Here is a 19321-nt window from a genome sequence, read left to right on the forward strand (position 1 = left end):
GTGGGTGAGGGCGTTGCCACGAAGCTATATGTCGCCAATAGCAGCGCCCTCACCCTACCCTCTCCCAAGGGGAGAGGGTGGAAATAAGAAGAGCCGGCGGACCATTGGTCCCCGGCTCTTTTTCATTCCCCGTTGCGATCTAAGTCTGCGGCCCTACGCCTCCGCAACCATCCCGATCCGATACTTCTCCAGGCGGTCGCGCAGCGTGTTGCGGCTGATCCCCAAAAGCTTGGCGGCGAACACCTGGTTGTTGTTGCTCTTCTCCATCGCCATGTGGATGAGCGCCTTCTCGAGCCCCATGTTGACGCTCTCGTAGATGGCACCCTTGTTCTTCTGGCAGATGCCGTCGAAAACCGGCTCCAGCATGCTCCAGAACACCTCGTAGTAGTCGTCGCCCGCCGCCTCGAGGTCGACCTCCTTGAAGCCAGCCTTGGCGGTGAGGAAGGATTCGAAGTCCCCCGGGACGAGGATGTCGCCGCGGCAGAAGACCACCGCCGAGTTGATGACGTTCTTCAGCTCCCTGATGTTCCCCTCGAACTGGTGGTTGGTAAGGAGCGCCATGGTCTCCGGCGCCACCCCCTTCACGTTCTTGCCGTACTTCTTGGAGAACTTTTTGACGAAGAGGTCGACCAGCAGCGGTATGTCCTCGGCCCGATCCTTCAGGGGCGGCAGGAAGAAGTTAACCACGCGCAAGCGGTAGAAGAGGTCCATCCTGAAGGACTTCTCCTTCACGCAGTTCAAGAGGCTGCGGTTGGTGGCGGCGATGACGCGGACGTCGACCTTGATGGTCTCGTTCCCCCCCACCCTCTCGAACTCCTGATTCTCTAGGACGCGGAGGAATTTCCCCTGGTTCGTCGGGCTCATCTCGCCGATCTCGTCGAGGAAGATGGTGCCGCCGTTGCACTGTTCGAACTTGCCGATACGGCGGGAGTGGGCGTCGGTGAAGGCCCCTTTCTCGTGGCCGAAAAGCTCGGACTCAAGCAGCGCCTCGGGGAGCGCCGCGCAGTTAACAGCCAGGAAGGGGCGGTTCTTGCGACGGGAGTTGTTGTAAATGGCACGGGCGAGGAGCTCCTTGCCGGTGCCGGATTCCCCCTGGATGAGGACGGTGGCATCCGAATCGGCAACGGTTCCGACCATCTTCCAGATCTCGATCATCTCCGGGGACGAGCCGATCATCAGGTCCTCGGTGAGATCCTCCTCCACCTGGGCGCGCTCCTTGGTGTAGCGCACCTTGCGGCTCAGGAGGTTGCACTCCAGGGCCTTTTTCACCGCCCCCTTCAGCTTGTTCATGTCGAAAGGTTTGGTGACGTAGTCGAAGGCGCCGTGCTTCATCGCCTCGATGGCGTTCTGGGTCGTCTTGTAGCCGGTGGCCATGATCACCGCGAGGCCGGGATCGATCTTCTTCGCCTCCTTGAGCACCTCGATACCCGATTTCTGCGGGAGGCTTATGTCCATGATGGCCACGTTGGGACGATCGGCTATGATGCGCTTCAAGGCCCCTTCGCTGTCGCTTTCCAGCAGGAGTTCGTACTCCTCGCCGGCGAAGATGGTCTTAAGCATGAGCAGGATGTCGTGATCGTCATCCAGGATAAGCAGTTTTGCGGTCATGGCCAATCCCCCGATGGCTATTAAAATCGCCGTGCCCCGGGACCGGGGCGGGCGTAGCAGGAACAAGTCGGATGTTGCGCCGGTTGATAGTAAAAGAACCGCCCTTTTTTGGAGAAGCGGTTCTCTTGGTTGCATCTAAAGATCGAAGCTGTTACTGCTCGTCATCTTCGTAATCATCGTCACCGAATGCATCAAGATCGTCGGCATCCTCCTCGCCTTCCTCGTCATACTCATCGGCCAGGTACTGCGGGCGGTCGTCTTCCTCCTTGATCGCCTCGAAGCGCGCCAGTATTGCGGGGTTGGTGCAGAAACGCCCGTCCTTGCAGGTGCAGGTGTCGAGGTCGCACAGATCGAAAAGCTGAATTTCGCTGCACAACCGTTTGGTACCAGTGTCCATTCCTTACCTCTGAAAATTACTCGTTAATACAGTTATCGCCATGCTATGCGGCAACTTTAGAAAAAATCGCCGACGGACGGGCAATAGTACAACAAATTGCTAGGCGTTGACAAATGCCGCGTCGCCGGACGCCGCTTTCCCCTCTTCGAGGAAGTCGGTGGCGACCTTGACGTCCTTCTTGCAGCCGATGTAGATCGGCGCCCTCTGATCCAGGGACTCGGGCACGATGTCGAGGATCGGAATATGGCCGTTGCTGGCGGAGCCGCCGGCGTGCTCGATGATGAAGGCCATCGGGTTCAGTTCGAACAGCACGCGCAGCTTGCCGTTGGGCGACCCCTTGAGGGCGGGGTACATGAAGAGCCCCTTCCCTTTCATCAGCACCTGGTTGATGTCGGGAACGAACCCGCCGGAGTAGCGCAGCTTGCACCCTTTCGCCTCAAGGTGACGGATGAATTTCTCGTCGCCGTCGTTGTACTTGTTCCTGAGGCCGCCCGGCGCGTAGATGTTCCCTTCTTCCTGCATGGTGATGTTCTCGCGGGTGAGCGTGAACTCCATCAGGTTGTTCATGGTGAACTCGTGCACCCCGTCGCCCACGGTGTAGACGAGAGATACGCGCGGACCGTACAGGATGTACATCGCGGCCACCTGGTTGCGGCCCGGCTGCAGCAGATCGCAACCGGCGTAGATGCCGACGATGGTGCCGACGGCAAGGTTCACGTCGACAAGCGAAGAGCCGTCGAGGGGATCGTAAGCAACCGAGTAGAGCCCGTCGGCTGAGGCCTGCGCCTGGTAGATCTCGTCCATCTCTTCGGAGGCGATGTTGCAGACCACGCCGGAGTGGACGAGACGTTTCCTCATGATGCGGTCGGAGAGGACGTCGAGGGCGAGTTGCTCTTCGCCGTAGAGGTTAGAGGTACCTGCGACGCCGAGGTCGCCGGTGCGCACGGCATTGATGACGTACTTGCTCGCCTCCGCGATCTCACAGATCAGGTGAACCAGGTTGTCACTGATGTTCTGGGCGCGCAGATGGCGGCGCAGATCTATCTGGAATTTCGAAGTTCCCGGTGCAGCTGGCATAGCTCCCTCCAAGATTAAATTAAAATTATTTTACGACCCGGTAGATTAAGTCAAAAAGAGTCACAAAGCAAGGAAAAAAAGGGGTGAAACGGTTAACCTGAAGAGGAAGTTGGTAAACAAAATTGACCACATAGTGAGAGCAATAGGTTATGAGATCTCCATAAAAAAAGCGCCTGCACTCATGACAAGTGCAGGCGCTCTCTCAGCTACTTTAGGGGCGAATAGTTACTCGCCGCCCTACCCTTATGCGACCCAGTCGTCGTCCTCCTCGACCGGTGCGAAGCCGCGGCGCATGGTGTTCTCTGTGACCACCCTCGGATCCATGAAGTGCAGCAGGTAGTCGTGCCCGCCAGCCTTTGTGCCGACGCCGGACATCTTGGAGCCGCCGAAAGGCTGACGGCCGACCAGGGCGCCGGTGTTGTTGCGGTTCAGGTACAGGTTGCCGACGCGGAATTCGCGGCGTGCCTGTGTGAGGTGCTCCGGGCTTCTGGAGAAGACGCCGCCGGTGAGGGCGAACTTGGTGGAGTTCGCCCACGCGATCGCCTGGTCGAAGTCCTTCGCGCGCATGACGGCGAGAACCGGTCCGAAGATCTCCTCCTGGGCGATCCTGTGCTCGGGCTTGATGCCGCCAATGATGGTCATCGGGACATAGTAGCCGCCGTCGCTCGGAACCTTGCTCTCGTAGAGCACGTGCCCTTCCTTCTTGCCGATCTCGGCGTATTCCTTGATGGTCTTCATCGCCTTGTCGTCGGCGACGGCGCCCATGTAGTTGGCCGGGTCCTCGGAGGGACCGACCAGGGTCGCCTGCGCCATGGAGACGAGACGCTCGACGAACTTGTCGTAGACCGCGTCGAGCACGATGACACGGGAGCATGCCGAGCACTTCTGCCCCTGGAAGCCGAAGGCCGAGTAGAGGACATGCGGCACCGCCTCGTCGAGGTCGGCGTCGTCGTCGATGATGATGGCGTTCTTGCCCCCCATCTCGCAGACGATCTTCTTGACGTTCTCCTGGCCCGGGTGGACCTTGGCGGCGCGCTCGATGATCCTGAGGCCGACCTCCATGGAGCCGGTGAAGGCGATGAGGGAGACGTCCGGGCTGTCGACGAGGTAGTCGCCCATGACCGAGCCGCGGCCCGGCGTGTAGTTGAAGACCCCTTCGGGGAGCCCTGCCTCGCGGAACAGCTCCACGATGTGGTAGCCGATCACCGAGGTGAGGCCGGAGGGCTTGAACACGACGCAGTTGCCGGCCACGATGGCGGCGGAGGTCATGCCGAGGCTGATGGCGAGCGGGAAGTTCCACGGCGCGATCACCGCGGCGACGCCTTTCGGTTCGTAGAAGTAGTGGTTCAGCTCGCCCGGGGCGTTGCCGACGCGCTTCGGCGTGCCGAGGGTGATCATTTCACGGGCGTAGTATTCGAGGAAGTCGATCGCCTCGCAGACGTCGGCGTAGGCCTGGTCCCACTGCTTGCCGACCTCGAGCACCTGCCATGCGGAGAGCTCGAAGATGCGGCGGCGCGCCACGGCGGCGGCCTTGATCAGGTACTGCGCACGATCCTTCGGGTCGGTGTCGCGCCATGCCGGGAAGGCCTTCTTGGCTGCAGCGATGGCGTCGCCCACTTCCGCGGTCCCCGCCTGGCAGATCACGCCGATGGTTTCCGACGGCTTGTTCGGGTTCACCGACGGGATGGTGTCGGCGGTCTTCACTTCCTTGCCGTTGATGAAGAGCGGGTAGGTCTTACCGAGCTGCTTTCTCACCTCAGCCACTTCCTTCGGGAACGCGGCGCGGTGGTCGGCACGGGTGAAGTCCACCATCGCCTCGTTGTAGAACGGCTTCAGGCCGCCAGGGCCCTTCGCTTCCGGTTTCTTGCCGGCGGCGCGTGCCGCACGCTCGCGCTGCACGGTGATTTCCGGATCCTCGAGCAGGCGCTCGATCTGCGCGTCCTCGGCGAAGCTCTGACGCAGGAAGGATTCGTTCGCGGTGTTCTCCAGCAGGCGGCGCACCAGGTAGCCCATGCCCGGCACCATGTCGCCGTACGGGCAGTAAAGGCGGATGCGGCCGGCAACCTTCAGAATGCCCCTTCTGACCGGCTCGGCCATACCGTAAAGCACCTGGAACTCGTAGCGCTCGTCGGGAACGTTCAGCTCTTTGGCCATCTCCATCACGGCCGAAATGGTCCTGATGTTGTGGGAAGCGCAGGCGAAGTGGCAGATATCGGAGCTCTCCAGGATCATCCTCGCCTGGCGCTCGTAAGCGGCGTCGGACTCTGCCTTGATGGTCCAGACCGGAATCGCCCAATCGTTCTGCTTGGCCTTCACTGTTTCCATATCCCAGTAGGCACCCTTAACGAGGCGGATGGAGATGTTCACCTTGTTCTGGCGTGCCCAGCTAAGGAGTGCCGGAAGGTCCTTGTCGGTGTCGACCAGGTAAGCCTGGAGCACGAGACCGAACTGGTCGTAGGTCGGGAACTCGAGCTTAAGCCGCTTGTACACCTCGATGATGATGTCCTTGTGACGGTAGGACTCCATGTCGATGCAGAGGAAGCCATCCAGTTCCATGACCTTCTTGGCGATCTTTCTGACGCGCTCCAGAATCGCGACGACGGAGCCTTCGAAGTCCTGCGGGTTGGCGAGGCAGAAGAGCGCGGTCGGCTTGACGGCCACGTTGACCTTCGGAGCATGCCCCCAGTCGAGGTTAGCGCTGCCGCCTTTGCCCGGCAGCGGCTTCCAGTCCTTGTATTCCTTCTTGAGCGAATCGAGGAGCTCAAGGTAGGTGTTCATGTAGATGTCGGCTTCCTTCTCTGAAAGGGTTGCCTCGCCGAGCACGTCCACGACGAACGCGAAGCCGTCTTTTCTCAGGCGCTCCATGTTCTTGATGGCTTCCTTGGTGTTCTCGCCGACGATGAACTGGCGCGCCATCTCCTGGATGTTGGTGGTGAGGAACTTGTTGAGCATGGCCCCGCCGAAGGAGCCGAGCATGCCTGCGACCTTGGCGCCGGTGGAGAGAACCGGCGGCATGTCCTTCTCCTCGCCGAAGTACTCACGGATGTGATCGGTAAGGAGCTTGCCGGTGGTGAGAGACGGGAAGACGTCGACAAAGCGGAACATCTGGATCTTGAAGGTTTCGTTCTGCATGGACCAGTCCATCACCTTGCCCATCCAGGCCCCTTTGTTGAAGAGGGACGGCTTTTCGCCGGAGATGGTGGAGAAGAACTCCTTGCCCCGTGCAATGACTTTGTTGTTCAGTTCGGTGTTGTTCATCCAAAGGCTCCTTTATTACAGGTTGTTCCAAGAGGAAATCATAAACGTGTAAAGCTAGAGCACAAGCTGTGCCATCCGGTATACGATTTCGCTGATGGTGGAGACACGGAAGTACTTGTCGGGATCGGAACAGGCGTCGTAAAGGCGTATCGCTGGGCTAAAGTGCCGGAAGTATTATAGCAGGGGTATTGAGAAAGGTAATGTTGGATGGATGATTAAATAGAGCAGAGTAAGCGAGAGGCGCTGACAGAGGGAAGATTTGACCAGAGAAAGAGAGGTGCAATATGCAATCGCGCATAACGCATCCCTCCCCCGGAGGGGGAGGGTCAGGGAGGGGGATGCGTAGCTGCTCACACAGGCATGCGATCCCCCCTCCCAACCTCCCCCCTCCGGGGGGAGGAGCGCTACGCAATCCCATGCTTTTTCAACTTCCGCGCAATGGTCGACTGGTTCACCCCGAGCGCCTCGGCCATGCGCACCTGGTTGCCGTGCATTTCCAGCGCCTTCACGAGAACCGCCTTCTCCACCTTGTCCAGCGTCTCCTGCAGGGTCACCTCGTCGTGCCAGACACCCCCTCCCCTCGTCGGCTGATGACCTCCGGCGGCAATCTCGGCGGGCAGATCCTTCACGTCGATGAGGTCCGTTTCCGTCATGACGACAAGCCGTTCGCAGATGTTCATCAGCTGCCTGACGTTGCCGGGGTAATCATAGGCTAAAAGGGCGTCGGAAGCGGCGCGGGTAAGACGCTTGCGGATCGAGTCGCGTGCGCCGAACAAATCCACGTAATGCCGGACGAGCGGCAGGATGCAGTCCCGCCTTTCCCTGAGAGCTGGCACGTGGATCGGGATCACGTTCAGGCGGTAGTAAAGGTCGAGGCGGAAGGTGCCGTCCTTGACCATCTGATCGAGGTTGCGGTGCGTTGCCGCGAGGATCCTGACGTCCAGCGTCCTCGCCTTGGTGCCGCCGAGCCTCACCACGCGGCCGTTCTCCAGGAAGCGGAGGAGCTTCACCTGCGCCGCCTGCGGCAGTTCGGCAATCTCGTCGAGGAACAGTATCCCGCCGTCGGCAAGCTCAAGGTACCCCGGCTTCCCGCTTGTCTGTGCGCCGGTGAAAGCACCCTTCTCGTAGCCGAAAAGTTCGGATTCTATTAGGGATTCCGGGATGGCACCGCAGTTGATCTCGATAAGCGGCTTGTCCGCGCGGCTGGAATTCTTATGTATCAGTTCCGCGATGAGCCCCTTGCCGACGCCCGACTCACCAAGGATAAGCACGGTGGAATTGACCGCGCTCACCTTGAGCGCCTGCTTCAGCGCGTTCACCATGAGCGGGCTACGCGCGATGACGCTCCGGGAGGCGAGATCCGCCTGCTGCATCTCGAGCATGTGGCTGCGGAACTGGTCGCGGAGCGCCTCCTGTTCCTCCAGTTCGCGCTGCAGGTTGTCAATCTCGGTAACGTCACGCTCACTTACCACGACCCGGATGACCCGGCCGTTGCCGTCCAGAACCGGGGTGCCGGTCGAGATGAGCTTACGTCCCTGGCGGTTTTGCAACTGGCTCACCACTTTGCCGGTAGTCAGCGCCTCCAGCGCCGCCGAACGGTCGATAAAGCCCTGATCCAGCAGGTCGCGCATGTTCTTACCGACGACCTCCGAGGCCTGGATGTTGTTGATGCGCTCGGACGCCGGGTTTATGCGGATTACGACGGCATCCGCGTCACAGATCCATAGTCCGTCCGAGGACGAGTCGATGATCGCGTCCAGTTCCCGAGTGAGATCTTGGAACGCGAGCATCTGTCTCGCCATCTCTTCCAGATCAAGTGCCGTTACAGATCCAGTTACTGCTTCAGTCATAAAAACCTCCGGCAAAAGTAACGCCGACAGGCATTATGCTAAAATGCATTTCAATATGCAAGCAGGAATACTAGGACTGCATTAGCCTCTGACAGTGCGGTATGCGTGCACCGAGTAGAGCACAAGGCCTGCCCAGATAAACATGAAGCTGATCAGGTGGGTGTGGGTGAAGGTCTCGCCGAAGAGAGTTATGGCGAGCAGGAAGTGCATCGTGGGTGTGATGTACTGCAGGAAACCGATCGTTGCCAGACGCAGCTTCTTTCCGGCCGCGGCAAAAAGCAGCAAGGGAATGGCGGTCACCACACCGGACATCGGGATCAGGATGTCCAGAGTGGATCCATGGGTTAGGAAGATGCCGGTCCCCTTCTGGTTCAAATGCACCAGGTAGAAGAGCGCAACCGGCATGAGAAGCAGCGTCTCCACGGTGAGCCCGACCAGCGGTTCGACGTGAAGCATTTTCCGGATCAGCCCGTAAAGACCGAAGGAGAGCGCAAGCAGCAGGGAGAGCCAGGGAATGGCCCCGTGCTGGATGGCCAGGTACAAGACACCGGTGGTGGCAAGGCCGAGGCTGATCCATTGCGGGCGCTCAAGCCGCTCGTGCAGGAACAGAAAACCCAGCAGCACGTTCACCAGCGGGTTGATGAAATAGCCGAGGCTCGACTGCAGCACCTCGCCGATGCTGATGGCGTAGATGAAGACCAGCCAGTTGGTGGCGATGAGGATCGTGGTGATGGTAAGGACGGCCAGCGACTTGGGACGCTTCAGCACTTCGATGGTGCCGGGCCAGGCGCCCTTCCAGGTGATGAGCAGCAGCAAAAAGGCGAGCGACCAGACAATCCGGTGCGAGACCATCTCCAGGGGAGGGACGACCTTGACCGATTTGAAGTAGACCGGGAAGAAGCCCCAGCAAAGGTAAGCCGCCAGGCCGTAGATGACGCCCTGGCGGCTTTTTTGTGCGGCGGTGAGCTCGGTATGTTCGGAGTTATCGCTCATGTAAGTGGTCCACGCTCCTCCCCCCGGAGGGGGGGAGGGAATAGTTAGATGATCTTCAAGCCGCGCAGCAGGATGACGGTAATGGTAATCGGCGCGACGTACTTCACAAGGAACAGGAAGATGCTGATGATCGGCCCGTTCTGCAGTTGCCCGTCGTTGGAAAGGGCCGCCCTCACCTTCTCCTCGCCCCAGACCCAACCGACGAAGATGCAGATGAAGAGACCGCCGACCGGCATCAGTACGTTCGAAGTGAGGAAATCGTAGAAGTCGAACATGGTCATGCCGAAGAACTTGAAGTTTGCCATGGTGCTGTTGGAAAGCGCCGCGGTGGAACCGATCAGGGCCAGCAGGATTACGGTGAGTGCCGTCGATTTGAGGCGGGACATACCGAAACGCTGGTGCAGGTACGCAACCGGCACCTCGAGGATCGAGAGCATGGCGCCGGTAGCAGCGATGGCGCCCAGTACGAAGAAAAGCACCACGAAGATGTTGCCGAAGGGCATCTGCGAGAAGACGGCCGGGATGGTGATGAAGAGGAGCGACGGACCCGCCTCCGGCTTGAAGCCGTAGGTGAAGACGGCCGGGAAGATCGCTATGCCCGCCAGGATGGACACGGTCAGGTCGGCGAGCATGACGCGCAGCGCGGTCATCGGAACGTTCTGGTCGTCACGGAAGTAGCTGCCGTAGGTGATCATGGTCCCCATGCCGACGGAAAGTTTGAAGAAGGCAAGGCCCATAGCGGTCAAGACGACGCCGCCGGTTACCTTGGAGAAATCGGGGCGGAACAGGAACTCGAGGCCGGCAGCGGCACCAGGGAGCATGAGGCTTCTGACACCAATCATCACCAGGATGAGGAAGAGCACCGGCATGAGGCGCTTCGTGGTCTTCTCGATCCCCTTGGAAACCCCGGCGACGATGATGGCGCCGACGAAGACCAGCACCAGGCACTGCCAAAAGACCGACTGCACCGGGTCGGTGATCAGTTTCTCAAACCCTGCGGATGTCACCTTGGGATCGGACGAGAGCACCGCCCCGGAGGCTGCCTTGAAGATGTAGGCGAAGACCCAACCCGCCACCTCGGTGTAGAAGGCGAGGATCAGGAAGGCGGAGAGAACACCCGCGGCGCCGATCAGCGCCCAGGATTCGTTCTTGGGATGCAACACCTTGAAGGTGGTGAGCGCGTCGGACTTGGAACGGCGCCCAAGCATGAGCTCGGCAACCATGACCACGAGGCCGGCCATGAGGGTGGAGAGGAGATAGACGATGATGAACGCAGCCCCGCCGTTGAGGCCGGTCAGCGCCGGGAACTTCCAGATGTTCCCCAATCCCACCGCAGAGCCGAGCGTTGCTGCGATTACTCCCAAACCGGTGGTAAAACTGTCCCGTGCCTTCGTTACTGTTACGTTTTGCATGAGTTCGTGCCCGAATGCTTAGGGCTGCTCCCTTTAAAATAGCGGCAGTATTGCCGCGTTGTGTTGAATTGCTGTATCAGCAAGGACCGGCGGACGAATGATTATTCGCCCCTACTTTTTAACGTGGGCGACCTGGCCTGAGGTGATGTGGCAGAGTTGCTCCGGCGTCAGTGCGAAGACCGCATTCGGAGTCCCGGCCGCGGCCCAAAGCTCCTGGTAGCCAAGCAGGTCCTCGTCGATGAAGGTGGTAAGTGGCGTCGGATGACCGACCGGCGAGACACCGCCGATGGCGTAACCGGTCTGTTCGCGCACGAAGTCCGGCGTAGCCCGTTCGATCTTTTCCCCGATCAGTACCGCGAGCGCCTTCTCGTTCACCATGTTGGCGCCGCTGGCCACCACGAAGACCGCTTTGCCGCTTTCCTTGCCGCGGAAAACCAGCGACTTCACGATCTGCCCCACCTCGCAGCCGACTGCGTTTGCCGCATCGACCGCGGTGCGGGTGCTCTCGCCCAGTTCCTTGACACGGCAGTCCACGCCGAAGCTGTTGAGCGCATCCTGCACCCTCTTCGCGCTCGCACTCAGATTGGTATCCATACTCGTTCCTCCTGTGCAGTCAGTGTATTGAACGTCTGTGCCGATACGGTCCACGCCCCCTCTCCCTCCGGGAGAGGGATGGGGTGAGGGCGGCGCAACCGGCATCATCTCTCTTCGTGGCTACGCCCTCACCCCTGCCCCTCTCCCAAAGGGCGAGGGGATGAAACGCCAGCCGTGACTCTGGTGAAGAGGTACAGTCCGGCAAAGATGATCCCTCCCCCTACCGCCTGGCGCGGCGTCGGGTTCTCCCCCAGAAAAACTGCGGCCCAAAGGATCGCCCCCAGCGGCTCACCAAGAATACTCACCGAGACCACCGAGGCCTGCACGTAGCGAAGCACCCAGTTAAAAACGGTATGCCCGAGGATGGTGCAGACAAGCGCCAGCGCCACGAAAATGAGCCAGTCCTGCGCGGGATAAGGGTAGAAAGCGACCCCGCCGACAGCCGCCGCACCGCTCAGGGTTAGCGCACTCGCGCCGTAGGTTACGAAGGTGTACCCGGTAAGCGGAACGCCGTGACGCAGCCTGCGGCCGATCAACAGGTAACCGGAGACCATGACCGCGGCAAAAAGGGCAAGCAGATCCCCAATAAACGCCTGGCGCCCGATCTGAAAATCGGTGGCGCCGATGACGACGCTCCCCACAAAGGCGAGGAGACAGCCGTACAGCGCCTTGCGCGGCACGCTCTCCTGGAAGAAGATCCAGGAGCCGAGCACGACGAAAAGCGGCTGCGTGGTCACGAGTACCACGGAACTGGCGATGGAGGTGTACTTAAGCGAGATGAACCAGGTGACGAAGTGCAGCGCCAGAAAAACGCCGCTTCCGGCCGAGAGGCCGATCTGGCGCGCGGACATGCCACGTAAAGACAAAGCGCCGCCCCACAGGGTGAAGGGCGCAAGGAAGCAGAAGGTGAAGATGAGCCGGTAGGCAGCAATCACCAGGGGGGGAGCCGTGCAGACCCTCACCAGAATTGAGGAGAAGGAGACAGCAAAAACCCCTACCAGGATGGCCAGGTAGGGGTTGATCCAAGGCTTGGTTGTGGCGGTTGGGGACACCCTACTCTCCCAGGTAAGCCTTTCTCACTTCGGGGTTGGACGCCAGTTCCTTGGCGTCGCCCTGCAGCACCACCTCGCCGGTCTCGAGGACGTAGGCGCGGTGGGCGATGGAGAGCGCCATGTTGGCGTTCTGCTCGACCAGGAGGATGGTGGTGCCGCTCGCGTTGATCTCCTGGATGATCTGGAAGATCTGCTCGACGAGCATCGGCGCGAGACCCATGGAAGGCTCGTCAAGAAGGAGCAGTTTCGGGCGGGACATGAGCGCCCTGCCCATGGCCAGCATCTGCTGCTCACCGCCGGAAAGCGTCTTTGCCGCCTGTTTCTTACGCTCGTTCAGACGCGGGAAGCGCTGGAAGATCTTCTCCATGTCCGAGGCGACCTCGTTGTCGCTTCTCGTATAGGCGCCCATCTCCAGGTTCTCGAGCACGCTCATCTTGGCGAAGACACGGCGCCCCTCAGGTACCTGCGAAATGCCGAGCTTCACGATCTCGTGCGGCGGAAGCTTGGTGATCTCCTTGTCGAGGTAGGTGATCTTCCCGGCCACCGACGGAACGATGTTGGAGATGGTGTTTAGGATGGTCGTCTTGCCCGCGCCGTTGGCACCGATCAGCGCGACGATCTCGCCCTGGTTGATCTGGAAGGAAACGTTTTGCAGCGCTTTGATGGCGCCGTAATTCACGCTGATGTTCTCTACCTTAAGCATCCGCTGCTCCTTTGCCGAGATACGCCTCGATGACCTTCGGGTTCTTCCGGATTTCCTCCGGAGTCCCCTCGGCGATCTTCACCCCATAGTCGAGGACGGCGATGCGGTCCGAGATCCCCATGACGAACTTCATGTCGTGCTCGACCAGGAAGACGGTGACGCCGGTCTTGCTGATGGCCTTGACCATCTCGGCGAGAACCTGCTTCTCCTGCGGGTTCATGCCGGCCGCCGGCTCATCCAGGAGGATGATCTGCGGCTTGATGGCGAGGGCACGGGCGATCTCGAGACGACGCTGCTCGCCGTACGGCAGGTTGCCGGCCAGTTCGTACGCCTTGTGGGTCAGGTCCACCTGTTTCAGGCAGGCCATGGCAAGTTCCTTAAGCTCAGCCTCCTGACGGCGCACCCACGGCAGGAATTTGAGCGCGGCGCCGGTCAGGTCGAAAGTCCCCTGGGTATGGGCGCCGATCAGGACGTTCTCCAGCACGGTGAGCTGGGTGAAGAGCCTGATGTTCTGGAAGGTCCTGCCGATGCCGGAACCGGCGATCTTGAAGGCGGGCTTTCCTGAGATGCTCTCGCCCATGAAGGAGATCTGCCCTTCGGTCGGGGTGTAGATGCCCGTGATCAGGTTGAACATGGTGCTCTTGCCCGCGCCGTTCGGTCCGATCAGGGCCATGATGCTCCCCTTCTCGACCTCGAGGTTTACCTTGTCTACGGCGACCAGGCCGCCGAAGCGGATGGTGACGTTATCGAGTTTAAGAATGGACATGCTTTACTCTCGTTTCGTGAGTTATTTTCTTGTTTCTGCTAGCCCTTGCTGGTCGGCTTCTTGCCTATGGCGCGTAGTAAAAGGTCGGTCAGGTTCACGCCGCCCAGAAGCCCGTTGGGACGGAAGACCATGAGGAACACAAGGAGTGCACCATAGACCAGCATGCGGTACTGCGACATGAAGCGGAGGAATTCGGGCGCCGAAGCGAGGATCGAGGAACCGATCACCGCGCCGGGTACGGACCCGAGGCCGCCCAGAACTACCATGGCCAGGATGTCGACGGACTTGAGGAAGCCGAAGTCCGAGGGGTTGATGTAGCTCAAAAAGTGTGCGTAGAGACCGCCGCCGATACCCGCCAGGAAGGAGCCGAGAGCGAAGGCCTGGATTTTGTAGCGTGCTGTGTTGATCCCCATGGCGTCCGCGGCGATCTCGTCTTCGCGGATCGCCTTCAGCGCGCGTCCGAAGCGGGAGTTCTGTACGAAAGTGACCAGGACGATGGCGAAGATCGCGACCACCCAGACGTAGATCGGCATCGGGATGGCGGTCTTGGCGGGAGGAACGGTGAGGCCGAGCGCCTTGTTGGTCGGCTCGAAGTTCAGGAAGAATACCTTGACGATTTCAGCAAAACCCAAGGTGCAGATGGCAAGATAATCACCGGTTAGCCTGAGGATCGGGAAACCGATCATGGCGGCAACGATCGCGGTCACCACCCCTGTGACGGCCAGGTTGGCGACGAAGGGAAGGCCGGTCTTGATGGTGACCATGGCGCTCGTGAAGGCGCCTATGCTCATGAAGGCCGCGTGCCCCAGGGAGAGTTGCCCGGTAAGACCGGTGATGACGTTGAGCCCGAGCGCCAGCACGATAGCGATGCCGACGTTGACGAAAATCTGCAACATGTACGGGTCGATTGAGCCGACCAGGCTGTTCAGGAAGTCTGCCATCGAATCTATACCTTCTTTGTAATTTTTTGTCCGAGCAGGCCGGTCGGCTTGACAAGGAGGACCAGCACCAGGATGGTGAAGGCGATCGCGTCACGGTAGGAGGAGTAGCCGATGGCTACGCCGAAGACCTCGGAAACGCCGAGCAGCAGGCCGCCCAGCATCGCGCCGGGGATGGAGCCGATCCCGCCAAGAACCGCAGCGGCGAAGGCCTTGAGACCGGCCATGAGACCCATGTTGAAGGAAACCGCGTTAAAGAGAACCCCGACCAGCACCCCGCCCGCCGCAGCCAGCGCGGAACCGAGTGCGAAGGTGAAGGAGATGACGCGGTTCACGTTGATCCCCATGAGCGCGGAGGTGTTGTAGTCCTCAGAGGTGGCGCGCATCGCCTTGCCGATCTTGGTTTTCTGGACGATGAACTCGAGCCCCATCATGAGCGCAGCGGAAACCCCGATGATGAGAAGCTGCAGCGTCGAGATGTCGGCGGAGCCGACCTTGATCTGCCTCACGGGGAATGCGCCGTCGGGGAATCCTTTCGCGTCGGCGCCGAATACCATCAAGGCGAGCGAGCTGAGGAAGATGGAGACACCGATCGCGGAGATCAGCGCCGAGAGGCGGGAGGACTTTCTGAGCGGGCGGTAGGCGATCAGTTCGATGACCACCCCCATGAGCATGCAGAAGATCATGGCGCCGATGATGGCAACGAATACGTTCACCTTGAAAGTGGCGACGAGGAGCAGGCCGACGAAGGCGCCCGCCATGAAGATCTCGCCGTGGGCGAAGTTGATCAGGGTGATGATACCGTAGACCATGGTGTAGCCCAAAGCGATGAGCGCATACACGCTACCTAAGGCCACGCCGTTTACTAGCTGTTGTAGGAACATGTCGACTTCCTTCCGACTGGGATTGTTGGAGAGCTTTTTTTTGCGGTATGACCAAAGCGGGAAATTCCGCGTTCAGCTCCGGCGATTCACAAAAATAGAACAGCGGAATGCCCTGAACGTATACCACAAAGTCCTTGAATTGTGCAAGGCATTGCTGATCTTAGATCCAGTACAGATGATGAGCGTTTGCTTAGAATAAAACACTACGCCCTGCTCTTCTACTGGTCAGGCAACATGCTGCTGCGAGCGCAACCGCTTGCTTTAATGAGCTGCGTGGCTTGACAGCGCGACACTGTACAACAGCTCCCCCTGTTTAGTAAAGGCAAACTTTTGATTGAATCGAAAATTGTTTGCATCTGTATCTTGACATCCCTGTTTGCGTCCGTTTCTACCCCGCTATTGGGCAACTGCTCCCAAAGGATGGTTACAGTCAATGAGACCGGAAAGTATATAGAATACAGCTGCCCCAAAAGCGTTGCCTGCGCCCCAGCGTCCCCCCCTTTGCGAAGGGGGAGCCTGCCCTCCGTAGCCTTGGCGAAGGAGGAGCCTGTCCCCCATAGCCTTGGCGAAGGGGGAACAGGAAGGATTTGCCTTTGGCTGCTACGACAGAAAAAAAAACGCCGTGACACGAGGAGTTGTCACGGCGCTAATTGCATTGAAAACGTAAAGAGTTTGCTTGTTTTACTTATTCGGCCTGCGTTTTCCTTTCAAACCACCCGTACACCGCCGGGATGATCAACAAGGTGAGCAGCGTAGAAGTTATCAGTCCGCCAACGACAACGGTTGCCAGCGGCTTCTGGATTTCGGACCCGGTTCCGTCGGCAAGAAGCATCGGCACCAGGCTGAAGATCGCGATCGACGCCGTCATCAGCACCGGCCGCAAACGATCGAGGGCGCCCTTGCGCACCGCTTCATCGACCGAAAGCCCTTCCTCCCGCAACTGTACGATCCGGGAGACCAGTACCAGGCCGTTTAGCACCGCCACGCCGAAGAGGACGATGAACCCCACCGAGGCAGGTACGGATAGATACTGCCCCGAGAGGAAAAGGGAGAATATTCCGCCGATCAGGGCGAACGGCAGGTTCGCTATCACTAGGAATGCGAGACGAATGGACCTGAAGGTGACGTAAAGCAGAAGCAGTATGAGCGCCACGGCGACCGGCCCGATGATCATGAGCCGGTTCATCGCCCGTTGCTGGTTCTCGAACTGGCCGCCCCAGGTGAGGTAATATCCCGGCGGCAGCTTAACCTGCGACCGGATCTTCTCCTTGGCCTCCGCAACGAAACTCCCGATATCTCTGCCGCTTACGTTCATCTCGATACCGATCCGCCTGACGCCGTCCTGGCGGCTGATCTGCACCGGTCCTTCCACCATCTTCACTTCCGCCAGTTGTTCCAGCGGCACGTTCAACCCGGACTTGGTAGTTACGAGGAGGTTCCGGATCGCCTCGAGCGAGTTGCGCTTTTCCTCGGGGAGACGGACGGTGATGTCGAAGCTGCGGTTCGCCTCGTAGAAGGTGGAGGCAGTCTTGCCGGCCACGGCGATCTCGATCACGTTCTGCACGTCACTTATGTTGAGGCCGTAGCGCGCGATCTTCGCCCGGTCGATGGTGACAGTCAGGTACGGCTGTCCCGATACTTTTTCCGTGTTGAGGTCGGTGCCGCCGCGCACCTTGGCAAGCACCCTGGCGATCTCGGAGGACTTGTCGCGTAAGATGTCCAGATCATCGCCGAAGAGCTTCACGATGAGCTGCGCGCGCGTTCCCGCCACCAGCTCATCGATGCGGCACTGGATCGGCTGGCTGAACCCGAAGCTGATCCCGGGGATCTTTTCCAGCTCTTCACGCATCTCGTTGGTCAGTTCCTCCTTCGAGATGTTGCGCTTCCACTGCTCCTTCGGCTTCAAGACCCCGACGTATCCGGTCTTGTCGGGGCCGCGGGTATCAAGCGCCACGCCGGTCTGCCCGATGCGACCGACCACCACGTCCAGTTCTTCGAACTTCTTGAGTTTCTGCGTCGCCTGCTGATTCACCTCGAGCGCCTTAGCAAGTGAGACGCCCGGCAGCATGGCGATGTCCATGTCGAAGGACCCCTCGTCCATGATGGGCATGAACTCGGTGCCAAGCCGCGTCACGAGAAAAAGGGAGAAGACGAGAAGTCCCCCCGCGACGCCGAGCACAACCTTCCTGCGGTTGAGCGCGTACTCCAAAAGCGGGAGATACTGCTCCTTGGCGTACAGCATGATGCGGCTTTCCTTCTCGAGCTGCGGCTTGAGAAACAGGCTGCAAAGCACCGGGATGATGAATATCGACAAGAGCAGCGAGGACAAGAGCGCGATGGCGACGGTGATAGCCAGGGGGCCGAACATCTTCCCCTCGATCCCCTCGAGTGTGAGGATCGGGATGAAGGTGAGCGCGATGATGAGCTCGCCGAAGATGCTCGGCTTGCGCACCTCCATGACCGCCTTCAGAACGGTAACGAGTTTCGGCTGACGCTCCCCCTCCTCGCTCAGGTGGCGCTGCACGTTCTCCACCTGGATGATGGTGGTGTCGATGATCATGCCGATGGAGATGGCAAGTCCGCCCAGCGACATGAGGTTCGCCGTGATGCCGGTAAGCTTCATCACGATGAAGGTGACCAGAAGCGACAGCGGCAGCGCGAGCAGCACGACGATGCTGCCGCGGATGCTGTTCAAAAGGAGGTACAACACGACGAGGACAAGGAGCGCCCCCTCGACGAGCGCCTTGTTCACGGTGCCGACGCTCGACTTAACGATGTCGCTTCTGTCGTAGTACGGCACAATCTTTATGCCGTCGGGAAGCATGTTGCTTTCGTTGATCTCCTTCACCTTGGCCGCGACCCGCGCCACGACGTCGCGGCTGTTCTCGCCCCTGAGCATCATCACGATGCCCCCGACCGCCTCACCCTGCGCGTCCTTTATCGCGGCACCCATGCGGACCGCCTCGCCGATTTTCACCTGGGCCACGTCGCGCAGGTAGACCGGGGTTCCCCCCTGAGACTTGAGGACGATGTTCTCGATGTCCGCAGTAGTCTGGATGAGGCCGACGCCGCGCACGATGTACTGGTCGGTGCCGCGCTCGAGGACGTTACCTCCCACGTTACTGTTGTTGCTGCCGATCGCACCGTAGACGTCGTCCACCGTCACGCCGAACTTCAAAAGCTTCTCGGGCGAGACCTCCACCTGGTACTGCTTGAAGTACCCGCCGAACGAGTTGATCTCGTTGACGCCGGGGACCCCCTTGAGCTGCGGGGCAAGAACCCATTCCTGGATGGTGCGCAGGTTGGTGAGGTAGGCGCGTTGTCCCTCGGGGTCCTTGGGCATCTTACCCTCGAGGGTGTACTGGTAGATCTCCCCCATCGCGGTACCGATCGGCCCCATGGAAACCTCGACTCCCTTGGGAACCTTTTCGCGGGCCTCGGCCAGGCGCTCAAAAACCAGCTGTCTGGCGAAATAGATGTCGACGTTGTCCTTGAATACGACGGTGACGATGGAAAGTCCGAACTTGGTTACCGAGCGGAGTTGCTCTATGTCGGGAAGCCCCCGCATCGCCGTCTCGATGGGATAGGTTACGTTTCTCTCGATCTCCTCCGCCGAAAGCCCGTCGGCGTGGCTCACCACTTCCACCTGGATGTTGGTGACATCCGGGAAGGCATCTATGGGTAGTTTCAGATAGGAATAGAAGCCGAAGACGACGATCACCAACGCGAGGAAGATGACCATACCCTTTTGCTTCAGCATGAATGCGACTGTTCTTTCAAGCATGGGTG

The 19321-nt window shown here is 59.8% G+C and carries 14 protein-coding genes; all 14 read right to left on the bottom strand.

Features of this window, described 5'->3' with window-relative positions; translation table 11 throughout:
- Positions 1-153: 153 nt before the first annotated feature.
- A complete protein-coding gene (locus tag E4633_RS10880) occupies positions 154-1608 on the bottom strand; it encodes a sigma-54-dependent transcriptional regulator (protein ID WP_135870259.1) in 1455 nt (484 codons plus the stop codon).
- Between the two features lie 151 nt (positions 1609-1759).
- Entirely contained in the window at positions 1760-2005 is a 246-nt protein-coding gene (locus E4633_RS10885; RefSeq protein WP_129125798.1) for a hypothetical protein, read from the bottom strand.
- 99 nt (positions 2006-2104) lie between these two features.
- Positions 2105-3082, bottom strand: a complete 978-nt coding sequence (locus tag E4633_RS10890; protein WP_135870260.1) for a class 1 fructose-bisphosphatase — start codon at positions 3080-3082, stop codon at positions 2105-2107.
- A 243-nt stretch (positions 3083-3325) separates the two neighbouring features.
- Positions 3326-6340 (bottom strand): L-glutamate gamma-semialdehyde dehydrogenase, encoded by a 3015-nt coding sequence (gene pruA, locus E4633_RS10895; protein ID WP_135870261.1) that lies wholly within the window; start codon positions 6338-6340, stop codon positions 3326-3328.
- 404 nt (positions 6341-6744) lie between these two features.
- Positions 6745-8190 (bottom strand): sigma-54 interaction domain-containing protein, encoded by a 1446-nt coding sequence (locus E4633_RS10900; RefSeq protein WP_135870262.1) that lies wholly within the window; start codon positions 8188-8190, stop codon positions 6745-6747.
- Between the two features lie 81 nt (positions 8191-8271).
- On the bottom strand, positions 8272-9183 hold the full coding sequence (gene rarD / locus E4633_RS10905) for an EamA family transporter RarD (protein WP_135870263.1): 912 nt from the start codon (positions 9181-9183) through the stop codon (positions 8272-8274).
- A gap of 44 nt (positions 9184-9227) precedes the next feature.
- Complete coding sequence (locus E4633_RS10910) at positions 9228-10595, bottom strand: sodium-dependent transporter (RefSeq protein ID WP_135870264.1); 1368 nt, start codon at positions 10593-10595, stop codon at positions 9228-9230.
- Positions 10596-10706: 111 nt separating this feature from the next.
- Entirely contained in the window at positions 10707-11189 is a 483-nt protein-coding gene (locus E4633_RS10915; protein ID WP_135870265.1) for a YbaK/EbsC family protein, read from the bottom strand.
- 128 nt (positions 11190-11317) lie between these two features.
- Complete coding sequence (locus E4633_RS10920; RefSeq protein WP_135870266.1) at positions 11318-12241, bottom strand: DMT family transporter; 924 nt, start codon at positions 12239-12241, stop codon at positions 11318-11320.
- A 1-nt stretch (position 12242) separates the two neighbouring features.
- Positions 12243-12944: an ABC transporter ATP-binding protein gene (locus E4633_RS10925; protein WP_135870267.1), complete on the bottom strand. Its 702-nt coding sequence runs from the start codon at positions 12942-12944 to the stop codon at positions 12243-12245.
- The gene (locus E4633_RS10930) at positions 12937-13710 is read right to left on the bottom strand and encodes an ABC transporter ATP-binding protein (protein WP_135870268.1); all 774 of its coding nucleotides are present in this window, start codon (positions 13708-13710) and stop codon (positions 12937-12939) included. The genes E4633_RS10925 and E4633_RS10930 overlap by 8 nt, the downstream gene beginning before the upstream one ends.
- A 38-nt stretch (positions 13711-13748) precedes the next feature.
- Complete coding sequence (locus E4633_RS10935) at positions 13749-14651, bottom strand: branched-chain amino acid ABC transporter permease (RefSeq protein ID WP_135870269.1); 903 nt, start codon at positions 14649-14651, stop codon at positions 13749-13751.
- A gap of 5 nt (positions 14652-14656) precedes the next feature.
- The gene (locus E4633_RS10940; protein ID WP_135870270.1) at positions 14657-15532 is read right to left on the bottom strand and encodes a branched-chain amino acid ABC transporter permease; all 876 of its coding nucleotides are present in this window, start codon (positions 15530-15532) and stop codon (positions 14657-14659) included.
- A 685-nt stretch (positions 15533-16217) separates the two neighbouring features.
- Positions 16218-19316: an efflux RND transporter permease subunit gene (locus E4633_RS10945; RefSeq protein WP_135870271.1), complete on the bottom strand. Its 3099-nt coding sequence runs from the start codon at positions 19314-19316 to the stop codon at positions 16218-16220.
- Positions 19317-19321 lie beyond the last annotated feature (5 nt).

It is taken from the genome of Geomonas terrae (assembly GCF_004791675.1).
In the GTDB taxonomy this organism is placed as follows: Bacteria; Desulfobacterota; Desulfuromonadia; order Geobacterales; family Geobacteraceae; genus Geomonas; species Geomonas edaphica.